The sequence below is a fragment of the Kosakonia sp. S57 genome (genome assembly GCF_016516575.1).
GTDB lineage: Bacteria > Pseudomonadota > Gammaproteobacteria > Enterobacterales > Enterobacteriaceae > Kosakonia > Kosakonia cowanii.
In genome coordinates, this window is the sequence record NZ_JACVUL010000024.1 from 67,519 (window position 1) to 89,989 (window position 22,471).

General features: G+C 55.7%; 25 protein-coding genes. 17 read left to right on the top strand and 8 right to left on the bottom strand.

Features of this window, described 5'->3' with window-relative positions; all coding sequences use genetic code 11:
* Nucleotides 1-12: 12 nt before the first annotated feature.
* Entirely contained in the window at nucleotides 13-1,233 is a 1,221-nt protein-coding gene (locus tag IAE48_RS20080) for an aspartate aminotransferase family protein (RefSeq protein WP_094422347.1), read from the top strand.
* On the opposite strand, the gene IAE48_RS20085 is transcribed toward IAE48_RS20080, so the two are convergent.
* Nucleotides 1,223-3,301, bottom strand: coding sequence for a YccS/YhfK family putative transporter (locus IAE48_RS20085; RefSeq protein WP_200135385.1), 2,079 nt, complete (start codon nucleotides 3,299-3,301; stop codon nucleotides 1,223-1,225). The genes IAE48_RS20080 and IAE48_RS20085 overlap by 11 nt on opposite strands.
* 48 nt (nucleotides 3,302-3,349) lie before the next feature.
* The gene (crp, locus tag IAE48_RS20090) at nucleotides 3,350-3,982 is read right to left on the bottom strand and encodes a cAMP-activated global transcriptional regulator CRP (RefSeq protein WP_000242758.1); all 633 of its coding nucleotides are present in this window, start codon (nucleotides 3,980-3,982) and stop codon (nucleotides 3,350-3,352) included.
* A gap of 309 nt (nucleotides 3,983-4,291) precedes the next feature.
* On the opposite strand from crp, the gene IAE48_RS20095 reads away from it, so the two are divergent.
* Nucleotides 4,292-4,696, top strand: coding sequence for an OsmC family protein (locus IAE48_RS20095; RefSeq protein WP_023482049.1), 405 nt, complete (start codon nucleotides 4,292-4,294; stop codon nucleotides 4,694-4,696).
* A 30-nt stretch (nucleotides 4,697-4,726) separates the two neighbouring features.
* Here the strand turns inward: IAE48_RS20095 and IAE48_RS20100 are convergent, their stop codons facing one another.
* The 4 genes from IAE48_RS20100 to IAE48_RS20115 all read right to left on the bottom strand — a co-directional run bounded on the left by IAE48_RS20100 (nucleotide 4,727) and on the right by IAE48_RS20115 (nucleotide 7,695).
* Complete coding sequence (locus tag IAE48_RS20100; protein ID WP_023482098.1) at nucleotides 4,727-5,596, bottom strand: phosphoribulokinase; 870 nt, start codon at nucleotides 5,594-5,596, stop codon at nucleotides 4,727-4,729.
* 54 nt (nucleotides 5,597-5,650) lie between these two features.
* Nucleotides 5,651-5,869: a YheU family protein gene (locus tag IAE48_RS20105; protein ID WP_200135386.1), complete on the bottom strand. Its 219-nt coding sequence runs from the start codon at nucleotides 5,867-5,869 to the stop codon at nucleotides 5,651-5,653.
* The gene (locus tag IAE48_RS20110; protein ID WP_200135387.1) at nucleotides 5,866-6,885 is read right to left on the bottom strand and encodes a hydrolase; all 1,020 of its coding nucleotides are present in this window, start codon (nucleotides 6,883-6,885) and stop codon (nucleotides 5,866-5,868) included. Before IAE48_RS20110 ends, IAE48_RS20105 begins: the two co-directional genes overlap by 4 nt.
* Before the next feature lie 90 nt (nucleotides 6,886-6,975).
* Nucleotides 6,976-7,695: an NUDIX domain-containing protein gene (locus tag IAE48_RS20115; protein ID WP_200135388.1), complete on the bottom strand. Its 720-nt coding sequence runs from the start codon at nucleotides 7,693-7,695 to the stop codon at nucleotides 6,976-6,978.
* A gap of 196 nt (nucleotides 7,696-7,891) precedes the next feature.
* Here IAE48_RS20115 and prs point away from each other — a divergent pair, with 196 nt between their 5' ends.
* Nucleotides 7,892-8,752: a ribose-phosphate diphosphokinase gene (prs, locus tag IAE48_RS20120; RefSeq protein ID WP_200135394.1), complete on the top strand. Its 861-nt coding sequence runs from the start codon at nucleotides 7,892-7,894 to the stop codon at nucleotides 8,750-8,752.
* Nucleotides 8,753-8,764: 12 nt separating this feature from the next.
* A complete protein-coding gene (locus tag IAE48_RS20125) occupies nucleotides 8,765-10,255 on the top strand; it encodes a nicotinate phosphoribosyltransferase (protein ID WP_023482005.1) in 1,491 nt (496 codons plus the stop codon).
* Nucleotides 10,256-10,313: 58 nt separating this feature from the next.
* Here IAE48_RS20125 and IAE48_RS20130 read toward each other — a convergent pair whose 3' ends face one another.
* The gene (locus tag IAE48_RS20130) at nucleotides 10,314-12,218 is read right to left on the bottom strand and encodes an ABC transporter ATP-binding protein (protein WP_200135389.1); all 1,905 of its coding nucleotides are present in this window, start codon (nucleotides 12,216-12,218) and stop codon (nucleotides 10,314-10,316) included.
* A 197-nt stretch (nucleotides 12,219-12,415) separates the two neighbouring features.
* Between IAE48_RS20130 and kefG the strand changes: the two genes are divergently transcribed.
* The 4 genes from kefG (at nucleotide 12,416) to slyD (ending at nucleotide 15,653) form a co-directional block, all read left to right on the top strand.
* A complete protein-coding gene (gene kefG, locus IAE48_RS20135) occupies nucleotides 12,416-12,949 on the top strand; it encodes a glutathione-regulated potassium-efflux system ancillary protein KefG (RefSeq protein ID WP_370569039.1) in 534 nt (177 codons plus the stop codon).
* Nucleotides 12,949-14,754, top strand: coding sequence for a glutathione-regulated potassium-efflux system protein KefB (gene kefB, locus IAE48_RS20140; RefSeq protein ID WP_054804337.1), 1,806 nt, complete (start codon nucleotides 12,949-12,951; stop codon nucleotides 14,752-14,754). Before kefG ends, kefB begins: the two co-directional genes overlap by 1 nt.
* A 10-nt stretch (nucleotides 14,755-14,764) precedes the next feature.
* Nucleotides 14,765-14,965, top strand: coding sequence for a YheV family putative zinc ribbon protein (locus IAE48_RS20145; RefSeq protein ID WP_023482007.1), 201 nt, complete (start codon nucleotides 14,765-14,767; stop codon nucleotides 14,963-14,965).
* Between the two features lie 94 nt (nucleotides 14,966-15,059).
* A complete protein-coding gene (slyD, locus tag IAE48_RS20150; RefSeq protein ID WP_023482004.1) occupies nucleotides 15,060-15,653 on the top strand; it encodes a peptidylprolyl isomerase in 594 nt (197 codons plus the stop codon).
* Nucleotides 15,654-15,763: 110 nt separating this feature from the next.
* On the opposite strand, the gene IAE48_RS20155 is transcribed toward slyD, so the two are convergent.
* A complete protein-coding gene (locus IAE48_RS20155; protein WP_023482131.1) occupies nucleotides 15,764-15,982 on the bottom strand; it encodes a protein SlyX in 219 nt (72 codons plus the stop codon).
* A gap of 229 nt (nucleotides 15,983-16,211) precedes the next feature.
* Here IAE48_RS20155 and fkpA point away from each other — a divergent pair, with 229 nt between their 5' ends.
* The 9 genes from fkpA to IAE48_RS20200 all read left to right on the top strand — a co-directional run.
* Nucleotides 16,212-17,060 carry an FKBP-type peptidyl-prolyl cis-trans isomerase gene (fkpA, locus tag IAE48_RS20160; protein ID WP_042716141.1) on the top strand — a complete coding sequence of 283 codons (849 nt, stop codon included), beginning with the start codon at nucleotides 16,212-16,214 and terminating at the stop codon, nucleotides 17,058-17,060.
* Between the two features lie 158 nt (nucleotides 17,061-17,218).
* Complete coding sequence (locus tag IAE48_RS20165) at nucleotides 17,219-17,941, top strand: transcriptional regulator (RefSeq protein ID WP_023482043.1); 723 nt, start codon at nucleotides 17,219-17,221, stop codon at nucleotides 17,939-17,941.
* On the top strand, nucleotides 17,941-18,327 hold the full coding sequence (gene tusD / locus IAE48_RS20170) for a sulfurtransferase complex subunit TusD (protein ID WP_042717855.1): 387 nt from the start codon (nucleotides 17,941-17,943) through the stop codon (nucleotides 18,325-18,327). Before IAE48_RS20165 ends, tusD begins: the two co-directional genes overlap by 1 nt.
* On the top strand, nucleotides 18,327-18,686 hold the full coding sequence (tusC, locus tag IAE48_RS20175; RefSeq protein ID WP_200135390.1) for a sulfurtransferase complex subunit TusC: 360 nt from the start codon (nucleotides 18,327-18,329) through the stop codon (nucleotides 18,684-18,686). The genes tusD and tusC overlap by 1 nt, the downstream gene beginning before the upstream one ends.
* Before the next feature lie 7 nt (nucleotides 18,687-18,693).
* Nucleotides 18,694-18,981, top strand: a complete 288-nt coding sequence (gene tusB / locus IAE48_RS20180) for a sulfurtransferase complex subunit TusB (RefSeq protein WP_042717852.1) — start codon at nucleotides 18,694-18,696, stop codon at nucleotides 18,979-18,981.
* A gap of 125 nt (nucleotides 18,982-19,106) precedes the next feature.
* A complete protein-coding gene (gene rpsL / locus IAE48_RS20185; RefSeq protein WP_003023654.1) occupies nucleotides 19,107-19,481 on the top strand; it encodes a 30S ribosomal protein S12 in 375 nt (124 codons plus the stop codon).
* Between the two features lie 96 nt (nucleotides 19,482-19,577).
* Nucleotides 19,578-20,048, top strand: coding sequence for a 30S ribosomal protein S7 (gene rpsG / locus IAE48_RS20190; RefSeq protein ID WP_007369802.1), 471 nt, complete (start codon nucleotides 19,578-19,580; stop codon nucleotides 20,046-20,048).
* 100 nt (nucleotides 20,049-20,148) lie between these two features.
* A complete protein-coding gene (gene fusA, locus IAE48_RS20195) occupies nucleotides 20,149-22,263 on the top strand; it encodes an elongation factor G (protein WP_023481958.1) in 2,115 nt (704 codons plus the stop codon).
* A 70-nt stretch (nucleotides 22,264-22,333) separates the two neighbouring features.
* The coding region (locus IAE48_RS20200) for a GTP-binding protein (RefSeq protein WP_023204020.1) at nucleotides 22,334-22,471 on the top strand (138 nt) is incomplete at its 3' end.

The window sequence follows — 22,471 nt, forward strand, 5'->3', positions numbered from 1 at the left end:
GATGGGCAACCTATGGCAACTCAGCAAGACGCGGTGACACGTGCAAACTTCGATGACGTTATTCTGCCAATTTACGCACCGGCCGAGTTTATCCCGGTAAAGGGGAAGGGCAGTCGCGTCTGGGATCAGCAGGGTAAAGAGTACGTTGATTTTGCTGGCGGCATTGCGGTCACTGCCTTAGGCCACTGCCATCCGGCACTGGTGGAAACGCTGAAAGCCCAAGGCGAGACGCTCTGGCACCTGAGTAACGTCTTTACCAACGAGCCCGCGCTGCGTCTGGCGCGCAAGTTGGTAGACGCCACCTTTGCCGAGCGCGTCGTGTTTATGAACTCCGGTACCGAAGCCAACGAAACCGCCTTCAAGCTGGCGCGTTTTTATGCAACCACGCGCCACAGCCCGCACAAAACCAAAATCATCGCTTTCCACCACGCTTTTCACGGGCGCTCGCTCTTTACCGTAACCGTTGGCGGGCAGCCGAAATATTCCGATGGCTTTGGCCCGAAACCGGCCGACATCGTGCATGTTCCGTTTAACGATCTGCACGCGGTTAAAGCGGTGATGGACGATCACACCTGCGCCGTGGTGGTAGAGCCGATTCAGGGCGAGGGCGGGGTTACTGCCGCAACCCCTGAGTTCCTCAAAGGCCTTCGTGAACTGTGCGATGCGCATAATGCGCTGCTGGTGTTTGATGAAGTGCAGTGCGGCATGGGGCGCAGCGGTGAGCTGTTCGCCTATATGCACTACGGCGTGACGCCGGATATTCTGACCAGCGCCAAAGCCCTCGGCGGCGGTTTCCCGGTCAGCGCCATGTTGACGACCCATGAAATCGCCAGCGTCTTCCACGCCGGTTCCCACGGATCCACCTACGGCGGCAACCCGCTGGCCTGCGCGGTGGCAGGCACTGCTTTCGATATCATCAACACCCCTGAGGTGCTGAATGGCGTCAGTGCCAAACGTCAGCACTTTGTTCAGTGTCTGCAGCAGATTAATGAGCAGTACGACCTGTTCAGCGATATTCGCGGTATGGGCCTGTTGATTGGTGCCGAGCTGAAACCGCAATACAAAGGCCGCGCGCGCGACTTCCTGCATGCGGCTGCCGCAGCGGGCGTCATGGTGCTGAATGCCGGTCCGGATGTGATGCGTTTTGCGCCGTCGCTGATTATCGAAGAGCAGGATATTGATGAAGGGATGCAGCGCTTTGCGCAGGCCGTCGCAAGCGTGGTTAACGCGTAAGGCGTCGGCGTAGCCAGATGCCGTGATGCGGGCGCTGACGCCATGCCACCGACGAGATGGTGTGCATGGTGCTCAGATGCCCGATAATGCGCTGCAGATGCTGTTCCAGCGTGCTCATTGGGCCGTGGGTCAGCGTCTCCGGCGCCTCCATAACATTCACCTCGCCTGATTCCCCCGGCCCGTCATACTCCAGCCGCTGCTGACAACGTTGCAGCGCAATTTCGCACGACTCAAGATAGCGCTGCGCCAGATCCGGTGTCAGCATGGTGTGCTCGCGCGCCAGCGTCGTCATGGCGTTGATATGTTCGACAATAAACTGGCTATGCGTCACCCACAGTTTCATATCGCTCAGGTAGCGGCTGTTAAAGCCGGGCTCCTGCATCGCCTGGTTGAGGGAGTTGAACAGGGCGTTGTGCGCCTGATTAACCTGCATACGCTGCCAGGCCAGCGGCGTCGCTTGCGGGTTGTTGCTAAGGATCAGGCGAATCGCATCCTGATAGGCCTCCAGCGCATCGTGCGCATTCTGGCGCAGCAGGCCGCTCTGCCACTGCGGCCACAGCCACACCATCCCGCCAAAGGCAATCAGGCAGCCAATCAGCGTATCGACCAGCCGGGCGAGAATAAACTGGTCGCCGTTGAGCGTGAGGATTTGCAAGGTATAGACCGCTGTAATCGTGAAACCGACCGTCGCCCAGCCGTAACTTTTGCGGATAATCAAATAGCTACTCAAGGTGATCATCAGCATCGCGGCGAGGGTAAACCCGAGCGGCACATGAAAGTGCAGCGTCATTCCCGCCACCACCAGTCCCGCCAGCGTACCGGCGGCACGGTTAACAATGCGTACGCGGGTCGCGCCATAACCGTTCTGCGTCACCACCATCACCGTCATCATGATCCAGTAAGGTTTCGGCAGATTTAATGCGCTGCCCATCAGGCTGGCGATGCTGAGCATCACGCTGATACGCGCCGCATTGCGCAGGGCGGTTGATTTCAGCGACAGATAGCTTTTTAGCGCCGGGATCAGCGGCAGGCGCTCCTGCTTATCCTCCATCAAATCGCGAATGTAGAGCGGGCGCTGGGTGCGCAGCACGCGGGCGATGCGGCTGAAGTGCCAGGCGCAAAACTGCCCGACCGGATTATCAGGATGCTGACGGGCAATTTTCTCCAGTGCGCCGACCTGCTTCTCCATGGTGAAGCGGGTCGGGTAGCGGTGATAGAGGATGTCATCTGCCAGCACGCGCAGGCGAGCCGCGACGGTTTGTGCATTCCAGCGAATCACCTGTTCGGCATGGGTTCGCTCGACCAGCTTCTGCACCTTTTCCGGCTGATGCAGGCTGACAGAGATATGCTCCTGCAGATCCAACGCGACCTGAAAGACGCGCAGCAGGCGCTTGTAGTCGTTGTTCTGATTGGCCGCCAGCATATGCAACTGCTGGTAACACTGGCTAATCAGATCCACCGCTTTCTGCTGGCGGTCAAGCAGCGGCGGCAGTGCAGTTTCCGGATCGATATGCTGGGTTAACAGGCTATATTTCGCTTCGCAATAGTCCGCCAGTTGCCGGTAGAGCAAGCTGAGGGATTCACGCAGCGGCTGTTCGCGCCACAGCCAGAACCAGAACCAGTTAAACAGCCCGTACCACAAGGTGCCGAGGGTGTAGATCAGCAGCGGCTCCCACACCGGCATGTTCCCGGCGAGGCTGAGGGTAAAGATAGCGGCGATCAGCGAGGCTGGCAGCAGGCGGCCATGCAGCGCGCTGATTTCGCCCGTCACCCCCAGCAGCAGGGTTAACACTGTCATGATCACCGGCAGGGGAAGATTTTCCGCCAGCAGAAGCTGCACCGCGAGGCTACAGCCGGCAAATAGCGAGCCGCCGATAATCAGACGTTTGAAGAAGCGTTTATGCGGGGTATCGAGGCCAGCAATGTTGCAGCAGGCGGGAACCAGCGAGAAGAGAAGCCCCTGTTGCAGATGGCCGAGCAGCAGCCCAACCGCCACAGGCAGGCATAACACCAGCGTTTGTCGCAGTGCGTAGTTGATTTCGGGGTGATAAATCAGCCTGCGCCACATGGGAAAACAAAAACGGCACACCGCATAAGCGATGCGCCATTTTGCAGATTAACGCGTACCGTAGACGACGATAGTTTTACCGTGGGCAGAGATCAGGTTTTGATCTTCGAGCATTTTCAGAATGCGGCCAACCGTTTCGCGGGAGCAACCGACGATCTGACCAATCTCCTGACGGGTAATTTTAATTTGCATACCGTCCGGGTGGGTCATCGCGTCCGGCTGTTTCGCCAGGTTCAGCAGAGTCTGAGCAATACGACCGGTCACGTCGAGGAACGCCAGGTTACCGACTTTCTCCGAGGTCACCTGCAGGCGACGCGCCATCTGCGAGGAGAGGCGCATCAGAATATCCGGATTCACCTGGATAAGCTGACGGAATTTTTTGTAGGAGATCTCCGCAACTTCACAGGCGGTCTTGGCGCGAACCCAGGCGCTACGCTCCTGACCTTCTTCAAACAGGCCCAGTTCACCAATAAAATCGCCCTGGTTGAGGTAAGAGAGGATCATCTCTTTACCCTCTTCATCCTTGATGAGCACTGCCACTGAGCCTTTAACGATGTAATACAGCGTTTCCGCTTTTTCACCCTGGTGAATCAGCGTGCTCTTCGACGGGTACTTATGAATATGGCAATGAGACAAGAACCATTCGAGAGTCGGGTCTGTTTGCGGTTTGCCAAGCACCATGCGCGATTATCCTCTGTTATAAGCTGGCTCCAGAAACGGCGTGAATCATTCAGCTTCTGGGGTTGCAATCAAAGCTTCCCAAATCCCGGGAAGTGGACCGTCAGCGACATCTGCGGTCTCTAATGTATGATATCCCTTGCGTACATTCGTAACGTCAATGTTTCTCTGTAGCATGTAGACTGTTTTAGCATAGCTTTTGGCGCCTGTCTCCTGGTGTCTCGCTTCAGCATGACGCAGGTCGCCTTCCGTTGCGCGTTTTGTTATGTACGCGTAATCTGTGAAAAAATTTGCCATACCGGAGTGATGAACATGCAGGCACGAGTGAAATGGGTTGAAGGGTTAACGTTCCTTGGTGAGTCCGCTTCCGGCCACCAAATCCTGATGGATGGCAACTCCGGGGATAAAGCTCCCAGCCCGATGGAGATGGTCTTAATGGCCGCTGGCGGTTGCAGCGCTATCGACGTGGTGTCGATCCTGCAAAAAGGGCGTCATGACGTGACCGACTGCGAAGTGAAGCTGACCTCCGAGCGCCGGGAAGAAGCGCCGCGCTACTTTACCCATATCAACCTGCACTTCATTGTTACTGGCAAAGCACTGAAAGAGGCCGCTGTCTCCCGCGCGGTCGATCTCTCAGCTGAGAAGTACTGCTCCGTGGCGCTGATGCTGGAAAAGGCGGTCAAGATTACCCACTCCTTTGAGGTGATCGAGGCCTGATAAGCCTGCCCGGCGGCGCTTCCCGCCGGGTTATTTAATCTTTTTGCCTTCCATCAGCCGCTGCACCAGCGGCGTCATAATCAGCTCCATCGCCAGCCCCATTTTGCCGCCTGGCACCACCAGCGTATCCATATGTGAGATAAACGATCCCTGCAACATTGCCAGCAGCCACGGATAATCGATCCCCTCCAGATTGCGGAAATGAATGACGACAAAGCTTTCATCAAGAGAAGGAATGCCTTTGGCGGCGAAGGGGTTTGAGGTATCGACAGTGGGAACGCGCTGGAAGTTGAGATGGGTGCGGGAAAACTGCGGCGTGATGTAGTTGATGTAATCTTCCATTGAGCGCACCACCGAATCCATCACCGCTTCCCGGGAGTGACCGCGCTCGCTGGTGTCGCGGATCATCTTCTGGATCCACTCCAGGTTAACGATAGGCACCACGCCCACCAGCAGATCAACGTGGCGCGCCACATCATGCTGCGGCGTCACCACTCCGCCGTGCAGCCCTTCGTAGAACAACACATCCGTTGGCTCCGGCAGCGGCTGCCAGGGGGTAAAAGTTCCCGGTACCTGATTCCACGGCACGGCTTCATCATAAGTGTGGAGATATTTTCGCGCCTGGCCCTGGCCGCTCTGGCCATACTCGCTGAAGGTCTGCTCCAGCAGGCCGAAATCGTTCGCTTCCGGGCCAAAATAGCTGATATGCCGCCCGAGATCGCGGGCTTTGCGGATCGCCATATCCATTTCCGGACGGGTATAACGATGGAAGCTGTCGCCTTCCACTTCTGCCGCATGCATGTTGAGCTGGGCGAAAATCTTACGGAAGGCGAGGCTGGTGGTGGTGGTTCCCGCGCCGCTGGAGCCAGTGACGGCGATGACCGGATGTTTGGCGGACATAGCAACTCCCTGAAGAAAAGCTGTTGTTCAGTATCAAGGCCGCCCGGCGTCCGGTTATTCGTGGAACTGCCCGCGCGGCATAATATTCACCGTTTCGTGCAGTTCTGACCACACCAGAACGGCCTCGCCGCGCTGCAATTGCCGTTTTACGTCGGCGACCTTTTGTTCAAGCGAACGCTCATGTTCACCATAATCGGTGCCTTCGCGCAAGACAAAGCTCTCAATCAGATTGTCGAGTGTGCCGGCGTCGAGTTCTTGCCACGGAATAATCATGATGCTCCCAGATAAGCGGATAACCAGTCCGGAATGCGCGTTTCAAGCCACATCTCCGGGCGACGCAGCGTGCCGCCGACAAAGCCGACGTGCCCGCCATGTTCCGTCAGTTGATACTCAATATTAGCGGGTAATTGCGCAAGATCGGGGATGACGTGATGATCCATAAACGGATCATCCTTGGCGTGAATGATAAGCGTCGGTTTACGAATCTGCGGCAGCAGCGGCATGGCGCTACAGCGGCGATAGTAATCAAGTGCATCGTCGAAGCCGTGGATTTTCGAGGTGATCACATCATCGAAATCGCGGATGCGCCGCATTTTACGCAGCACCTCCATGGTCGTCGGTAGCGAGCCGGGATAAGCACGTAGTTTCCGCGCGGCATTGGCCTTCAGCAGGTTGAGCAAATAACGCTGATAGACGCGCGTGAAGCCCTTATCCATATGATAACTGCACGCTTCCAGCACCAGCGGGGCCGAGACAATCACCGCCGCATCCACCGGCAGATCATCATCCGCTTTCGCCAGCAGGCAGCCGAGCATATTTCCGCCGAGCGAATATCCCACCGCCGCGGTCGGCGCCTCGCCAAGCTCCTGACGCAGCCAGGTGAGAAACCAGGTGCCGTCCTCTGTTTCGCCGGAGTGATAGATGCGGTTCAGGCGATTAGGAATGCCGCTACAGCCGCGAAAATGCATCACCACGCCCAGCCAGCCGCGCTGTTTCGCCGCATTGATCAGGCCGTGCGCATAGGGGCTGTGCAGGCTCCCCTCCAGGCCATGAAACACCACCAGCCGCGGTTTATGCCGCGCCTGGTTCGGCTCTTCGCTCCACGCGAGATCGACAAAATCCCCGTCCGGCAGTTCAAGGCGCTGCCACCAGGGTTCAAACGCGACACGACGGCGAATAAGACGCGGCAGCATGGTCTGAAGATGTGGGTTGCTTGCGCCACGCATCGGTTGGAAGCCATGCGTATCATCTTTCAAAACCGCAAGTTGTGAAGGTGTAGTGTCTGTCATAGCACAAGAAAATAGATAAAAAGTGGGACAACTATAAACGCACGCGAGGCCCCCGTTTACTCATTTAACGGGAAATCAGCTAGCTTTGCTTCAATCAGCCAGCAGGTTGCGCGAAAAGAGGTGGATATCGACATCCGCTTTACGTCGCCACAAGCGCGCTTTTCGCGCGCCGGTCGCCACGCTCTCGCCGGTCTCTTCAAACATGCCGGAGGCTTCAAAACGGCGGATCAGGCTTTTGCGCTGGATCGGCTGGCCGAGAATGATCTCCGTCGCTTCCTGCAACTGGCTCTGGGTAAAGGTCTCAGGCAAACAGTAAACGGGCAGTAACGAATACATCGTTTTCTGCCGAAGGCGGCGCAGCGCAGCGTGGATTATCTCGCCGTGATCGAAGGCCAGTTCGCGCTCATTAAGTTCGGCCACCGGCACCCATTTGGCATCGCTGACGCTTGTGATATGCGGCGCGCAGGCGACCCACGAAATAAGCGCATACCAGGCAACGGTCAAACTCCAGCCGCGCGGATCGCGCTCCGGGCCGGAGAAGGTATCCAGCTGTTCAAGCCACGATGGCGAGACGCCGGTTTTTTCCGTCAGCTTGCGCAGCGCCGTGGCCCGGGTGGAGCTATCCTGCGCCATATCAATAAAGCCACCGGGCAATCCCCAGCGCCCTTGTTGCGGCTGGCTGGCGCGCTCGACCAACAACACACAGAGCGTCTGCTGATGCAGGCTAAACAGCACGCTATCGACCGTCACCAGCGGCGAGGGAAAACGACTCGGATCGTAAGAATCCAGATATTCTGCTTCGCTGATCATCACTGACTCACCTCATTTCACACGCAGCAAGTTTATCAGCCTACCCTGGTGCGGCAAGCGAACTTTTATTTTATGTATTTTCAGTGTCTTATATATTCAGTATAAAAATAATCCAGACAGGGGCTTGCTTAATAGTGTCTTATGGACAATATTAAATGTGTCCAAGGGACATTAACTAATGCAGGTGAGGTGAATGATGGCGAGCAGAATCGAACTCTTTATCGATAATCAAAACGTTGAAATCGAAAACGGCGTATTTCCCGATGGTGCAGTGTGGCTGAAAGTGACGGGCGAACTGCCTGCTTTCGCCCAGCTGATGCGCATCCGTGTCGCCGCCATGCGCGATATGAATGATTTTATGCTGCTGGCGCAGCTGGTAGACGCGGTACGCCACGTTACTGATGTTGCGGTTAGCCATCTGCAGCTCGCCTGGCTGCCGTGGGCACGTCAGGATCGCCATATGGTGGCGGGCGACAGCTTCGCGCTGAAAGTCTTTGCCAACCAGCTCAACACCCTGAACTTCGATAAAGTCTTTATTCTCGATCCCCATAGCGATGCCGCCGCAGCCGCGATTAACAACTGCGTCGCCATTCCTCAGGAAACCTGCCTGCTGCAGAGCGAGACGCTGCGCCGCGCCATTGCGCAGGGCGAACTGATGCTGGTGGCTCCGGACGCGGGCGCGCTGAAAAAAATTCACAATGTGGTGAAAGCCACCGGCGCGAAAAATTACGCCATTCTTACGAAAGAGCGCGATGTTGCCAGCGGTAATCTGACCGGCTTTGCGCTGGTGGCCGGTGAGGTGGCGGGGAAAGATCTGCTGATTGTCGACGATCTCTGCGATGCGGGCGGCACCTTTATCGGCTCGGCGCAGGTTCTGCGTGAAGCAGGTGCGCGCAGCGTCAGCTTGTATGTTACGCACGGTATCTTCTCGAAAGGCGTTGAAAACCTGCTCAATAACGGAATTGACGCTATCTACACCACCACTTCGTTTACTTCGCCGACGCTGGCTTCACCGGGCGTTGAATTGATCGACATCGCCACGTTATTTCGCGCTTAAGGGGAACACACCATGAAACTGAATCCGATTCTCGCCATCGACGGCTATAAAGTGTCGCACCGCGTGCAGTATCCGCAGGGCACAACAAAGGTTTACTCCAACTTCACGCCGCGCAGCGACCGCTTTTTCCAGTCTCCGGTTGCCGACGGCAAGCTGGTCTTCTTCGGCCTGCAGGGTTTCCTGAAATGGTTTATGGTCGATCTCTTCAACGACGCCTTCTTTGCCCGCCCGGAAGAGGAGGTGGTGAATGAGTACAAAGAGGTGATGGATAGCTACCTCGGTAAGGATAGCGTGGCGGTCGATCATATCCGTGACCTGCACCGTTTAGGCTACCTGCCGCTGCACATCAAATCGCTGGATGAGGGGAGCAAAGTGCCGATGAAGGTGCCGGTGCTGACCATCACCAACACCCGCGAGGAGTTCTTCTGGCTGGTCAACTATCTGGAAACGGTGCTCTCCGCCGAGTTGTGGAAAGCCTCGACCAACGCCACCATCGCGCACCACTACCGCAAAATTTGTGAGCAGTGGGCAGCGAAAACCTGTAGCGACCTCTCGCACCTGGATTTCCAGTGCCACGACTTCTCATTCCGCGGCATGGCGGGTCTGCACGATACCGCGCAGGCAGGCGCGGGTCACCTGCTGAGCTTTAAAGGCACCGACAGCATCCCTTCGCTGCTCTATGCCCGCGATTTCTACACCGGGGGCGAGGAGTACTTTATCGGCGCAAGCATTCCGGCGACCGAGCACAGCGTGATGTGTATGGGCGAGCATGAGCACGAAATTGAGACCTTCCGCCGCCTGATTGCCGATATCTATCCGCAGGGCTTTGTCTCTATCGTCTCCGATACCTGGGATTACTGGCGTGTGATCACTGAGTATACCCGCGAGCTGAAATCGCTGATTCTGGGACGAGAAGGACGCGTCGTTTTCCGCCCGGACAGCGGCGACCCGGTTGAGATCCTTTGCGGCACCGGCGCAGATGACGATACGCGCGCCGATCGCAGCCCGGAGGAGAAAGGTTCCGTTGAAGTGCTGTGGGAGATTTTCGGCGGCACCGTTAACGAGAAGGGTTACAAGGTGCTGGATCCGCATGTCGGCCTGATTTATGGCGACTCAATTACGCTGGCGCGCGCCAATCAAATTCTCGCGCGGCTGGAAGCCAAAGGTTTCGCCAGCTCCAACGTGGTCTTCGGCGTCGGCTCTTTTACCTACCAGTACAACACCCGTGACACCTTCGGCTTTGCGATGAAGGCGACCTGGGGCGCGGTGAATGGCGAAGGCCGGATGATCTTTAAAGAGCCGAAAACGGATAACGGCCTGAAACGCTCAGCGCGCGGTCTGTTACGGGTTGAGCGCGATGCGCAGGGCGAACTGCAACTGCACGATGAGCAAAGCTGGGAGCAGGAGCAGGGCGGGGAGCTGAAAACCCGTTTCCTTGACGGCAAGCTGTACGACACCGAGCACTTTGAGACCATTCGCCAGCGCCTGGCTAACCAGCGTTAAACCCTGAATGGCGGTACGGCTGTACCGCCATCAACTTTACCGCTTACGGCGAAGGGTGTTACTCCGCTGTAAGCATCGCCTCAAGCTGTTCCTGCGCGTCAAGCCACGCCATTTCACACTCTTCAAGTCCCGCTTTCGCCGTCGCCTGCTGTTGCAGACAGGTGGTCAGCTCCGCTTTACGGCTCTGATCGTACAGGCCGCTGTCACTAAGCTTCTCTTCCGCGTTGGCCAGTTGCGCATTGAGCTTCTCCATCTCCTTTTCCAGACGGGCGATCTCTTTACGCAGCGGCTGCGTTTGCGTGCGCAGCTCCGCTTCGCGACGCTTCTGATCTTTACGCGCCTGAGCGCTGTTGCCATTCTCTTTTGCCGCGTCCGTCGGCTGGCTCTCCTGCTTCTGCACGTCGCTCAGCCACTGCTGGTAATCATCCAGATCGCCATCGAACGGCTCCACTTTGCCATCGTGGACCAGGTAGAGATCGTCGGTGGTCGAGCGCAAAAGGTGACGGTCATGCGACACCACCACCAGCGCGCCTTCAAACTCAATCAGCGCGTCGGTGAGTGCCTGGCGCATATCGAGATCGAGGTGGTTGGTCGGTTCATCGAGCAGCAGCAGGTTTGGGCGCTGCCAGACGATCAACGCCAGCACCAGCCGCGCTTTTTCGCCGCCGGAGAAGCGCTCTGTTGCTTCGGTGACCTTATCGCCCTGGAAGCCGAAGCCGCCAAGGTAATCACGCAGCTTCTGCTCCAGCTCTTGCGGGGCCAGGCGCACCAGATGCTGCAATGGCGATTCGTCAGCGCGTAAGAATTCCAGCTGATGCTGGGCGAAGTAACCAAGTTTGATCCCCTTCGCCAGGCCGATTTCGCCGCTCTGCGCCGCCAGCTCGCCCGCCAGCAGTTTGATCAGCGTCGATTTACCGGCGCCGTTACGTCCCAGCAGACCGATGCGCGAGCCGGGCACCAGGTTGAGTTTGATGGCATTCAGAATGGTGCGATCGCCATAGCCAGCGCTCACCTTCTCCATCTTCAGGATCGGGTTGGGCAGGCTTTCCGGCGCGCGGAAGCTGAAGTGGAACGGGTTATCAACGTGCGCGGGGGCAATCAGCTCCATGCGCTCCAGCATCTTGATGCGGCTTTGTGCCTGCTTCGCTTTACTCGCTTTCGCTTTAAAGCGATCGATAAAGCTTTGCAGATGAGCAACGCGCTGCTGCTGGCCTTCATAGGTAGCCTGCTGCTGCGCAAGCCGCGTAGCGCGCTGGCGCTCAAACGAGCTGTAGTTGCCGGTGTATTCAAACATTGATTGCTGCTCAATGTGCAGGATCTTATCAACTACCGGATCGAGAAAATCGCGGTCGTGCGAGATAAGGATCAGCGTGCCCGGATAGTTCTTCAGCCACTTCTCCAGCCAGATGACGGCATCAAGATCGAGGTGGTTGGTCGGTTCATCAAGCAGCAGTAAATCGGAGCGGCAAATCAGCGCCTGCGCGAGGTTTAAACGCATACGCCAGCCACCGGAGAAGGCGCTGACCGGGCGGTCGAGCTGCTCGTTGGAGAAGCCTAAACCGTGCAGCAGGCTGGCAGCGCGGGATCGCACCGTCCAGGCATCGATAGCGTCGAGCTTGCCGTGTACCGTGGCGATGGCATTGCCGTCGTTGCGCTCGTTGGCAGCATTAAGCGCCGCTTCCAGCTGGCGATATTCACGATCGCCGTCTATCACATAATCTATCGCCGCTTCGTCCAGCGCCGGTGTTTCCTGGTTGACCCACGCCAACTGCCAGGTGCCAGGGAAAGTGGCACTGCCGCCATCAGCGCTTATCTCGTTTTTCAACAGCGCGAGCAGGGTCGATTTGCCGCAGCCGTTTTTACCCACCAGGCCCACTTTCTGGCCCGGATTGATGGTGGCTGTGGCGTTGTCCAACAGGACACGCACGCCGCGACGAATTTGTAACGAGGAGAAAACAATCATAAGACGCCGTATGTTCAGACTATGTTAATTTGTCTTTATGGTAATGTAAGGCCACGGCGAAATGCCGCACCGGGGCCGCAATGTTAGCCCAAAATGAAGACGATAGACAAAAGCATTCTGGCCACGCCGCAGGGCGCTGGTTTGCAGAGAAGAGAGAATTTATACCCGGGAGGGGAGTGATGTCGTAGACAGCAAAAGTGTTGCTGATCTATGCCCATCCGGAATCACAGGACTCGGTGGCGAACCGGGTTTTGCTTAAGCCGGCCACGCAACTGGAGAATGTAACGGTGCACGATCTTTACGCCCGTTACCCCGATTTTTTTATTGATATTCCCTATGAACAGGCGTTATTGCGCGAGCATGACGTTATCGTTTTTCAACATCCCCTTTATACCTACAGTTGTCCGGCACTGCTGAAAGAGTGGCTCGATCGTGTGTTGAGCCGCGGCTTTGCCAGCGGAGCAGGCGGGAATGAACTGGCGGGAAAGTACTGGCGTAGCGTGATCACTACCGGTGAGCCGGAGGCGGCTTATCGCCATGATGGTCTCAACCGCTACTCCCTCAACGATGTTTTACGCCCCTTTGAGTTGACCGCCGCGATGTGTCGCATGCACTGGCTCAGCCCAATTATCATCTACTGGGCACGTCGGCAGACGCCGCAGGAGCTGGCGCACCACGCCAAAGCCTACGGTGACTGGCTGGCTTCGCCGCTGCCGCCGGGAGGCCGTTAATGGAAGGTTCCGCACTCTTACTGGCCGGCGTGCTATTCCTCTTCGCGGCGGTAGTCGCTGTGCCGCTGGCCGCACGTTTGGGAATTGGCGCCGTGCTCGGCTACCTGTTAGCGGGTATCGCCATTGGCCCATGGGGACTCGGGTTTATCAGCGATGTTGATGAGATCCTCCACTTTTCAGAGCTGGGCGTGGTGTTCCTGATGTTCATCATTGGGCTAGAACTTAACCCCTCGAAATTGTGGGAGCTGCGTCGCTCTATTTTTGGTGTCGGTGCAGCCCAGGTGCTGTTAAGTGCGGCGATCCTCGCAGGCCTGTTAATGCTGACGCAATTCTCCTGGCAGGCGGCGTTAATTGGCGGTATTGGTCTTGCAATGTCATCCACCGCGATGGCGCTGCAACTGATGCGCGACAAAGGGATGAACCGCAGCGAGTCCGGCCAGCTTGGTTTTTCGGTGCTGCTGTTCCAGGATCTGGCGGTGATCCCGGCGCTGGCGCTGGTACCGCTACTGGCGGGCAACGGCGACGATCATCTCGACTGGATGAAGGTGGGCATGAAGGTGCTGGCCTTTGCCGGAATGCTGATTGGCGGGCGTTACCTGCTGCGCCCGGTGTTTCGTTTTATCGCCGCTTCCGGCGTGCGCGAGGTTTTTACCGCCGCGACGCTGCTACTGGTGCTCGGGTCGGCGCTGTTTATGGATGCCCTCGGCCTGTCGATGGCGCTAGGCACCTTTATCGCCGGCATTCTGCTGGCGGAGAGCGAATACCGTCACGAGCTTGAGATTGCCATTGAGCCGTTTAAAGGGCTGCTGTTGGGGCTGTTCTTTATTTCGGTGGGCATGGCGCTGAACCTCGGCGTGCTCTATACCCATCTATTGTGGGTCGTGATGAGCGTTGCGGTGCTGGTGGCCGTAAAATCGCTGGTGCTGTACGGGCTGGCGCGCATTTACGGTTTGCGTAGCTCAGAGCGAATGCAGTTTGCCGGGGTATTGAGCCAGGGCGGCGAGTTTGCTTTTGTGCTCTTCTCCACCGCCTCCTCGCAGCGGCTGTTTAAAGACGATCAGATGGCGCTGCTGCTGGTAACCGTCACGCTGTCGATGATGACTACGCCGCTGCTGATGCGCGCCATTGATAAGCTGCTCTCCCGGCGCTTCAACAAGCCGGAGGATGAAGATGAAGCGCCGTGGGTTGATGATGATAAGCCGCAGGTGATTGTCGTTGGCTTTGGTCGCTTCGGACAAGTGATTGGCCGCCTGCTGATGGCGAACGAAATGCGCATCACCGTGCTGGAGCGCGATATCAGCGCCGTAAACCTGATGCGTAAATATGGCTATAAAGTCTATTACGGTGATGCGACGCAGCTGGAGCTATTGCGTTCGGCAGGGGCGGAGGCCGCACAATCGATCGTCATTACCTGTAACGATCCGGTCGATACCATGAAGCTGGTGGAGCTTTGCCAGCAGCACTTCCCCCATCTGGCGATTCTGGCGCGGGCGCGGGGACGTGTCGAAGCGCATGAACTGTTGCAGGCGGGCGTGACGCAGTTCTCGCGCGAAACCTTCTCCAGTGCGCTGGAGTTGGGGCGTAAGGCACTAATTTCGCTGGGTATGCATCCGCATCAGGCTCAGCGGGCGCAGTTGCACTTCAGACGGCTCGATATGCGCATGCTGCGTGAGCTGATGCCGGTGCATACCGATACGGTACAAATTTCCCGCGTACGTGAAGCGCGCCGCGAGTTGGAAGAAATTTTCCAGCGTGAGATGCAGCAAGAGCGGCGTCAACTCGATGGCTGGGATGAGTTTGAATAAGGGGAGTCGAATGGCTGTTCGTAAACGTTTTATCGCTGGCGCGACCTGTCCATCGTGCCAGGCGAAAGACTCAATGGCGATGTGGCGCGAAAATAACGTCGATATTGTTGAGTGTGTTAAGTGTGGGCATCAGATGCGCGAAGCGGATAAAGAAGCGCGCGATCATGTTCGCAAAGATGAGCAAGTTATCGGGATTTTTCATCCGGACTAGCGATATCAGGCAGGATTTTTTAAGCTTAAGGGTACACGGGTGCAGAATTCCGTTACAATCTGCGCCAGTAATTTTCCCACGCTCAGGAGATATCATGAAAGTAGCAAAAGACCTGGTGGTCAGCCTGGCCTATCAGGTACGTACAGAAGACGGTGTATTGGTTGATGAGTCTCCGGTGAGTGCACCGCTGGACTACCTGCACGGTCACGGCTCCCTGATCTCCGGTCTGGAAAACGCGCTGGACGGTCATGAAGTCGGCGACAAATTCGATGTGGCTGTTGGCGCGAACGACGCTTACGGTCAGTATGACGAGAACCTGGTGCAGCGCGTACCGAAAGACGTCTTCATGGGCGTTGACGAACTGCAGGTTGGCATGCGCTTCCTGGCTGAAACTGACCAGGGCCCGGTGCCGGTTGAGATCACCGAAGTGGAAGATGACCACGTAGTGGTTGATGGTAACCACATGCTGGCGGGTCAGAACCTGAAGTTCAACGTCGAAGTTGTCGCGATTCGCGAAGCAACCGAAGAAGAGCTGGCGCACGGCCACGTTCATGGCCCGCATGGTCACGATCATGACCACGACCACGGTCACGACGGCTGCTGCGGCGGTCACGGCCACGATCACGACCATGGTCACGATCACGGCGGTAAAGGTGGTTGCGGTAACGGCGGTTGCGGCTGCCATTAATCATACCCGTCGTCTTTCGCGCCGCAGGTGCGTTGGCTAAGGTATCGAGCAGCCCGGTAAGCGTCAGCCGACCGGGCACAAAAAGCGGGGAGACCCGCTTTTTTTACGTCTTAATAATGGGGCGGCGGTGTCTCTTCCGACGGGGACGCCAGATGTGAAGGCTGGCTGGCTTTCACTTTCTCCACCAGCAAACGCAGATGTTCGCGCAGCTTCGCCATTTCCAGCTCATGAGCCACCACCGTCTGGTTTAGCTCTTCAATGGTCATCTCCTGAAAAGCCAGTCGACTCTCCAGTTCAGCCAGTCGCGCTTCTATCGATAACTCTTGCATCTTTTCACCTCCGGGTAATATCCGGGTCGATTGGGGTAATCGGGCGGATTTTACTTAACTTTGCGCGAAGGTACAGCCTTCATGCAGAAACTTATTTAAACAAAAATAGTCACAGATCGGGTGAATTCGGGCAGAGTCCTTATGTTGATTTCCGCCGCAACACTTTATAGTACGCTTCTTACTTTATGTTTAACCCTGGGGCGAGATGCCCCGGTCCCTGGAGAAATGGATGAAATCACTGTTTAAAGTCACGCTGCTGGCGACCACCATGGCTGTAGCCCTTCATGCACCGCTCACCTTAGCTGCTGATGCCGCAACCAAAGACAAAACTGCTGCAACTGACAGCAAATCGGCATTCAAAAACGACGACCAGAAATCAGCTTACGCGCTGGGCGCCTCACTGGGCCGTTACATGGAAAACTCCCTGAAAGAGCAGGAAAAGCTGGGAATCAAACTGGATAAAGACCAGCTGATCGCCGGCGTTCAGGACGCTTTTGCTGATAAGAGCAAGCTGAGTGACCAGGAGATCGAGCAGACTCTGCAGGCGTTTGAAACTCGCGTGAAAACTGCCGCTCAGGATCGCATGGAAAAAGACGCGACTGAAAACGAAACCAAAGGTAAAGCCTTCCGTGACGCCTTCGCAAAAGAGAAGGGCGTGAAAACCTCCAGCACCGGTCTGCTCTACAAAGTAGAGAAAGCGGGTACCGGCGATGCGCCGAAAGATAGCGACACTGTGGTTGTAAACTACAAAGGTACGCTGATTGACGGTAAAGAGTTCGACAACTCTTACACCCGTGGCGAACCGCTCTCCTTCCGTCTTGATGGTGTCATCCCGGGCTGGACCGAAGGCCTGAAAAACATCAAGAAAGGCGGCAAAATCAAGCTGGTGATCCCGCCGGCTCTGGCTTACGGTAAAACCGGCGTACCGGGTATTCCGGCAAACTCCACGCTGGTGTTCGACGTTGAGCTGCTGGATATCAAACCGGCACCGAAAGCGGACGCAGCAGCGCCGGAAGCGGCTCCAGCCGCAGGCGATAAAGCGGATGATGCAAAAGACGCACCCGCTGCGAAGAAGTAAAAGTGTGAAACGCGCCGCCTCAGAGCGGCGTTTTTTTTGCATCGCGGATATAATTCTGGAAAGCATAACCTACGATGTATTAATTTATATCCCCCTGCAAATACTGAGCCTGCCCTGAAAACTTAACGACAGGCTCCTGAAAAGGAGTGTTTTTTTTCATGTCCAGGTCGCTATTAACCAACGAAACCAGTGAGCTTGACCTCCTGGATCAACGTCCTTTCGATCAGACCGACTTCGATATCCTCAAATCCTACGAAGCGGTAGTGGACGGGTTAGCGATGCTCATTGGTTCGCACTGCGAAATCGTGTTGCACTCTTTACAGGATCTCAAATGCTCGGCCATCCGCATCGCTAACGGCGAGCATACCGGGCGTAAAATCGGCTCGCCGATTACCGATCTCGCGCTGCGTATGCTGCACGATATGACCGGTGCTGACAGCAGCGTGTCGAAGTGCTACTTCACTCGTGCGAAAAGCGGCGTACTGATGAAGTCGGTGACGATTGCTATCCGCAACCGCGATCACCGGGTGATTGGTCTGCTCTGCATCAACATGAATCTGGACGTCCCCTTCTCGCAGATCATGAGTACTTTTGTTCCACCGGAAACACCGGATGTTGGCTCCTCGGTTAACTTCGCCTCGTCTGTTGAAGACCTGGTGATGCAAACTCTCGAGTTCACCATTGAAGAGGTGAACGCCGACCGCAACGTCTCTAACAACGCCAAAAATCGCCAGATCGTCCTGAACCTCTACGAGAAGGGCATCTTTGATATCAAAGACGCCATTAATCAGGTGGCCGACCGCCTGAATATCTCCAAGCACACGGTCTACCTCTACATTCGCCAGTTCAAAAGCGGCGATTTCTCAGGGCAAGGGCATTAATGCGTTTTGCGTTGATGGTGACCGGCCCGGCCTATGGCACGCAGCAGGCAAGCAGCGCGTATCAGTTCGCGCTTGCCCTACTGGAAGCGGGACATACGCTTGCGAGCGTCTTTTTCTACCGGGAAGGGGTGAGTAACGCGAACGCGTTGACTGCGCCCGCCAGCGATGAGTTTGATCTTGTGCGCGCCTGGCAGCGTTTGCATGCTGAGCAGCAGGTTGAGTTGCACATCTGCGTGGCCGCGGCGCTGCGCCGTGGCGTGGTTGATGAGAGCGAGGCCGCACGGCTGGAGTTAACGGGCGCTAATCTGCAGGCGGGTTTTTCACTTACCGGTCTGGGCGCGCTGGCGGAAGCGGCGCTGACCTGTGACAGAGTGGTGCAGTTCTGATGAAGCGAATCGCCTTTGTTTTCTCCTCTGCACCGCACGGCTCCTCTGCCGGTCGTGAAGGGCTGGACGCGGTACTGGCCACCTCCGCCTTAACAGAAGAGATTGGCCTCTTTTTTATCGGCGATGGCGTGCTGCAACTGTTGGCAAACCAGCAGCCGGGCAAGATCCTGGCGCGCGACTATATCGCGACTTTTAAAGTATTGCCGCTGTACGATGTTGAAGAGGTCTGGCTCTGCGCCGCTTCTCTGCGTGAAAGGGGCCTGGACGAGAATGCGGCGTTTGTCTTACCTGCTCAGCGTCTGGAGCCGGACGCGCTGCGTGAGCAGCTTGAGCAGTACACCGTCGTGCTCAATTTTTGAGGCCTTTATGCTGCTGACTCTATCCCGCTCACCCTGGCACTGCGATATGACGGCGCTGCTGCGCGTTCTGCGCCCCGGTGACGATCTGTTACTGCTCTCTGACGGTGTGCTGGCCGCCCTTAACGGTTCACCGTTCGTTGAATTACTGCTTAATGCCCCCATAACTCTGCATGTGCTGAAAGACGATGTTGACGCGCGTGGTCTCTCTGCTCAAATTTCGAGCAGCGCCGTCAGCGTTAGCTATACTGATTTCGTTAGCCTGGCGGTGAAAAACGCCGTTCAGCTGAATTGGTAATGCAGGGATCGCTGTATATTTCTTGACACCTTTTAAGCACAGCCATAAAATTCTGCGTCCTCATATTATATGAGGCCGTTTTATTACGTGTTTACGAAGCAAAAGCTAAAACCAGGAGCTATTTAATGGCAACAGTTAACCAGCTGGTACGCAAACCACGCGCCCGCAAAGTTGCGAAAAGCAACGTGCCGGCGCTGGAAGCATGCCCGCAAAAACGTGGCGTATGTACTCGTGTATATACCACCACCCCTAAAAAACCGAACTCCGCACTGCGTAAAGTTTGCCGTGTTCGTTTAACCAACGGTTTCGAAGTGACTTCCTACATTGGTGGTGAAGGTCACAACCTGCAGGAGCACTCCGTGATCCTGATCCGTGGCGGTCGTGTTAAAGACCTTCCGGGTGTTCGTTACCATACCGTTCGTGGCGCGCTTGACTGCTCTGGTGTTAAAGACCGTAAGCAATCTCGCTCCAAGTACGGCGTGAAACGTCCTAAGGCTTAATGGTTCTCCGTTAAGTAAGGCCAAACTGTTTTAACTTAATGTCACACTAAACTCTTAGAGTTTTGGACAATCCTGAATTAACAACGGAGTATTTCCATGCCACGTCGTCGTGTTATTGGTCAGCGTAAAATTCTGCCGGATCCTAAGTTCGGATCAGAACTGCTGGCTAAATTTGTAAATATCCTGATGGTAGACGGTAAAAAATCTACTGCAGAAGCAATCGTATACAGCGCGCTGGAGACCCTGGCTCAGCGCTCTGGTAAAAATGAACTGGAAGCTTTCGAAGTAGCTCTCGAAAACGTGCGCCCGACTGTCGAAGTTAAGTCTCGCCGCGTTGGTGGTTCTACTTATCAGGTTCCGGTTGAAGTTCGTCCGGTTCGTCGTAATGCTCTGGCAATGCGTTGGATCGTTGAAGCTGCTCGTAAACGCGGTGATAAATCCATGGCTCTGCGCCTGGCGAACGAACTTTCCGATGCTGCAGACAACAAAGGTACTGCAGTTAAGAAACGTGAAGACGTTCACCGTATGGCCGAAGCCAACAAGGCGTTCGCACACTACCGTTGGTAATCCCTTCGGAGTTCTAGTCAACTGGCGGGCGCTTCAAGTAAGTCGCCCGCCGTTTGGCAACTTAATTCTGAACGCCTAAAAGACACAAACGAGGAATCAAATGGCTCGTACAACACCCATCGCACGCTACCGCAACATTGGTATCAGTGCGCACATCGACGCCGGTAAAACCACCACTACCGAACGTATTCTGTTCTACACCGGTGTAAACCACAAAATCGGTGAAGTTCACGACGGCGCCGCAACCATGGACTGGATGGAGCAGGAGCAGGAGCGTGGTATCACCATCACCTCTGCAGCGACTACTGCATTCTGGTCTGGTATGGCGAAGCAGTATGAACCGCATCGCGTAAACATCATCGACACCCCGGGGCACGTTGACTTCACCATCGAAGTAGAACGTTCCATGCGTGTACTGGATGGTGCGGTAATGGTTTACTGTGCCGTTGGTGGTGTTCAGCCACAGTCTGAAACCGTATGGCGTCAGGCTAACAAATATAAAGTTCCGCGCATCGCGTTCGTTAACAAAATGGACCGCATGGGCGCTAACTTCCTGAAAGTTGTTGATCAGATCAAAACCCGTCTGGGCGCGAACCCGGTTCCGCTGCAGCTGGCAATTGGCGCTGAAGAAGGTTTCACCGGTGTTGTTGACCTGGTGAAAATGAAAGCGATCAACTGGAACGATGCTGACCAGGGCGTTACCTTCGTTTACGAAGATATCCCGGCTGAGATGCAGGACCTGGCTGACGAATGGCACCAGAACCTGATCGAATCTGCGGCAGAAGCTTCAGAAGAGCTGATGGAGAAATACCTGGGTGGTGAAGACCTGACTGAAGAAGAGATCAAAACTGCTCTTCGTCAGCGCGTTCTGAACAACGAAATCATCCTGGTAACCTGTGGTTCTGCGTTTAAGAACAAAGGCGTTCAGGCGATGCTGGATGCGGTAATTGATTACCTGCCGTCCCCGACTGACGTTCCTGCGATCAACGGTATGCTGGACGATGGTAAAGATACCCCGGCCGAGCGTCACGCAAGCGACGAAGAGCCGTTCTCTGCACTGGCGTTCAAAATCGCAACTGACCCGTTCGTAGGTAACCTGACCTTCTTCCGCGTTTACTCCGGTGTGGTTAACTCTGGTGATACCGTACTGAACTCCGTGAAATCTGCACGTGAGCGTTTCGGTCGTATCGTGCAGATGCACGCTAACAAACGTGAAGAGATCAAAGAAGTTCGCGCGGGCGATATCGCTGCAGCGATCGGTCTGAAAGACGTGATCACCGGTGACACCCTGTGTGATCCGGATAACCCGATCATTCTGGAGCGTATGGAATTCCCGGAGCCGGTAATCTCCATCGCTGTAGAACCGAAAACCAAAGCTGACCAGGAAAAAATGGGTCTGGCTCTGGGCCGTCTGGCTAAAGAAGACCCGTCTTTCCGCGTATGGACTGACGAAGAATCTAACCAGACCATCATCGCTGGTATGGGCGAACTGCACCTCGACATCATCGTTGACCGTATGAAGCGTGAGTTCAACGTTGAAGCTAACGTGGGTAAACCTCAGGTTGCTTACCGCGAAGCGATTCGCGCGAAAGTTACCGATATCGAAGGTAAACACGCTAAGCAGTCTGGTGGTCGCGGTCAGTACGGTCATGTTGTTATCGACATGTACCCGCTGGAGCCGGGCTCTAACCCGAAAGGTTACGAGTTCATCAACGACATCAAAGGTGGTGTAATTCCTGGCGAATACATCCCTGCCGTTGATAAAGGCATCCAGGAGCAGCTGAAGTCTGGTCCGCTGGCTGGTTACCCGGTAGTTGATCTGGGCGTGCGTCTGCACTTCGGTTCTTACCACGACGTTGACTCCTCTGAACTGGCGTTTAAACTGGCTGCGTCTATTGCCTTTAAAGATGGCTTTAAGAAAGCGAAACCAGTTCTGCTTGAGCCGATCATGAAGGTTGAAGTAGAGACTCCGGAAGAGAACACCGGTGACGTTATCGGTGACTTGAGCCGTCGTCGCGGCATGCTGCGCGGTCAGGAATCTGAAGTTACTGGCGTTAAGATCCACGCTGAAGTTCCGCTGTCTGAAATGTTCGGATATGCAACTCAGCTGCGTTCTCTGACCAAAGGTCGTGCATCATATACCATGGAATTCCTGAAGTATGATGATGCGCCGAACAACGTTGCTCAGGCCGTAATTGAAGCCCGTGGTAAATAAGCCGCAGGGTTAAAACCAAAGTCCCGTGCTCTCTCCATTGAGGGAGAGCACTATAGTAAGGAATAAAGCCGTGTCTAAAGAAAAATTTGAACGTACAAAACCGCACGTCAACGTCGGCACAATCGGCCACGTTGACCATGGTAAAACTACTCTGACCGCTGCAATCACTACCGTACTGGCTAAGACCTACGGCGGTGCTGCTCGCGCA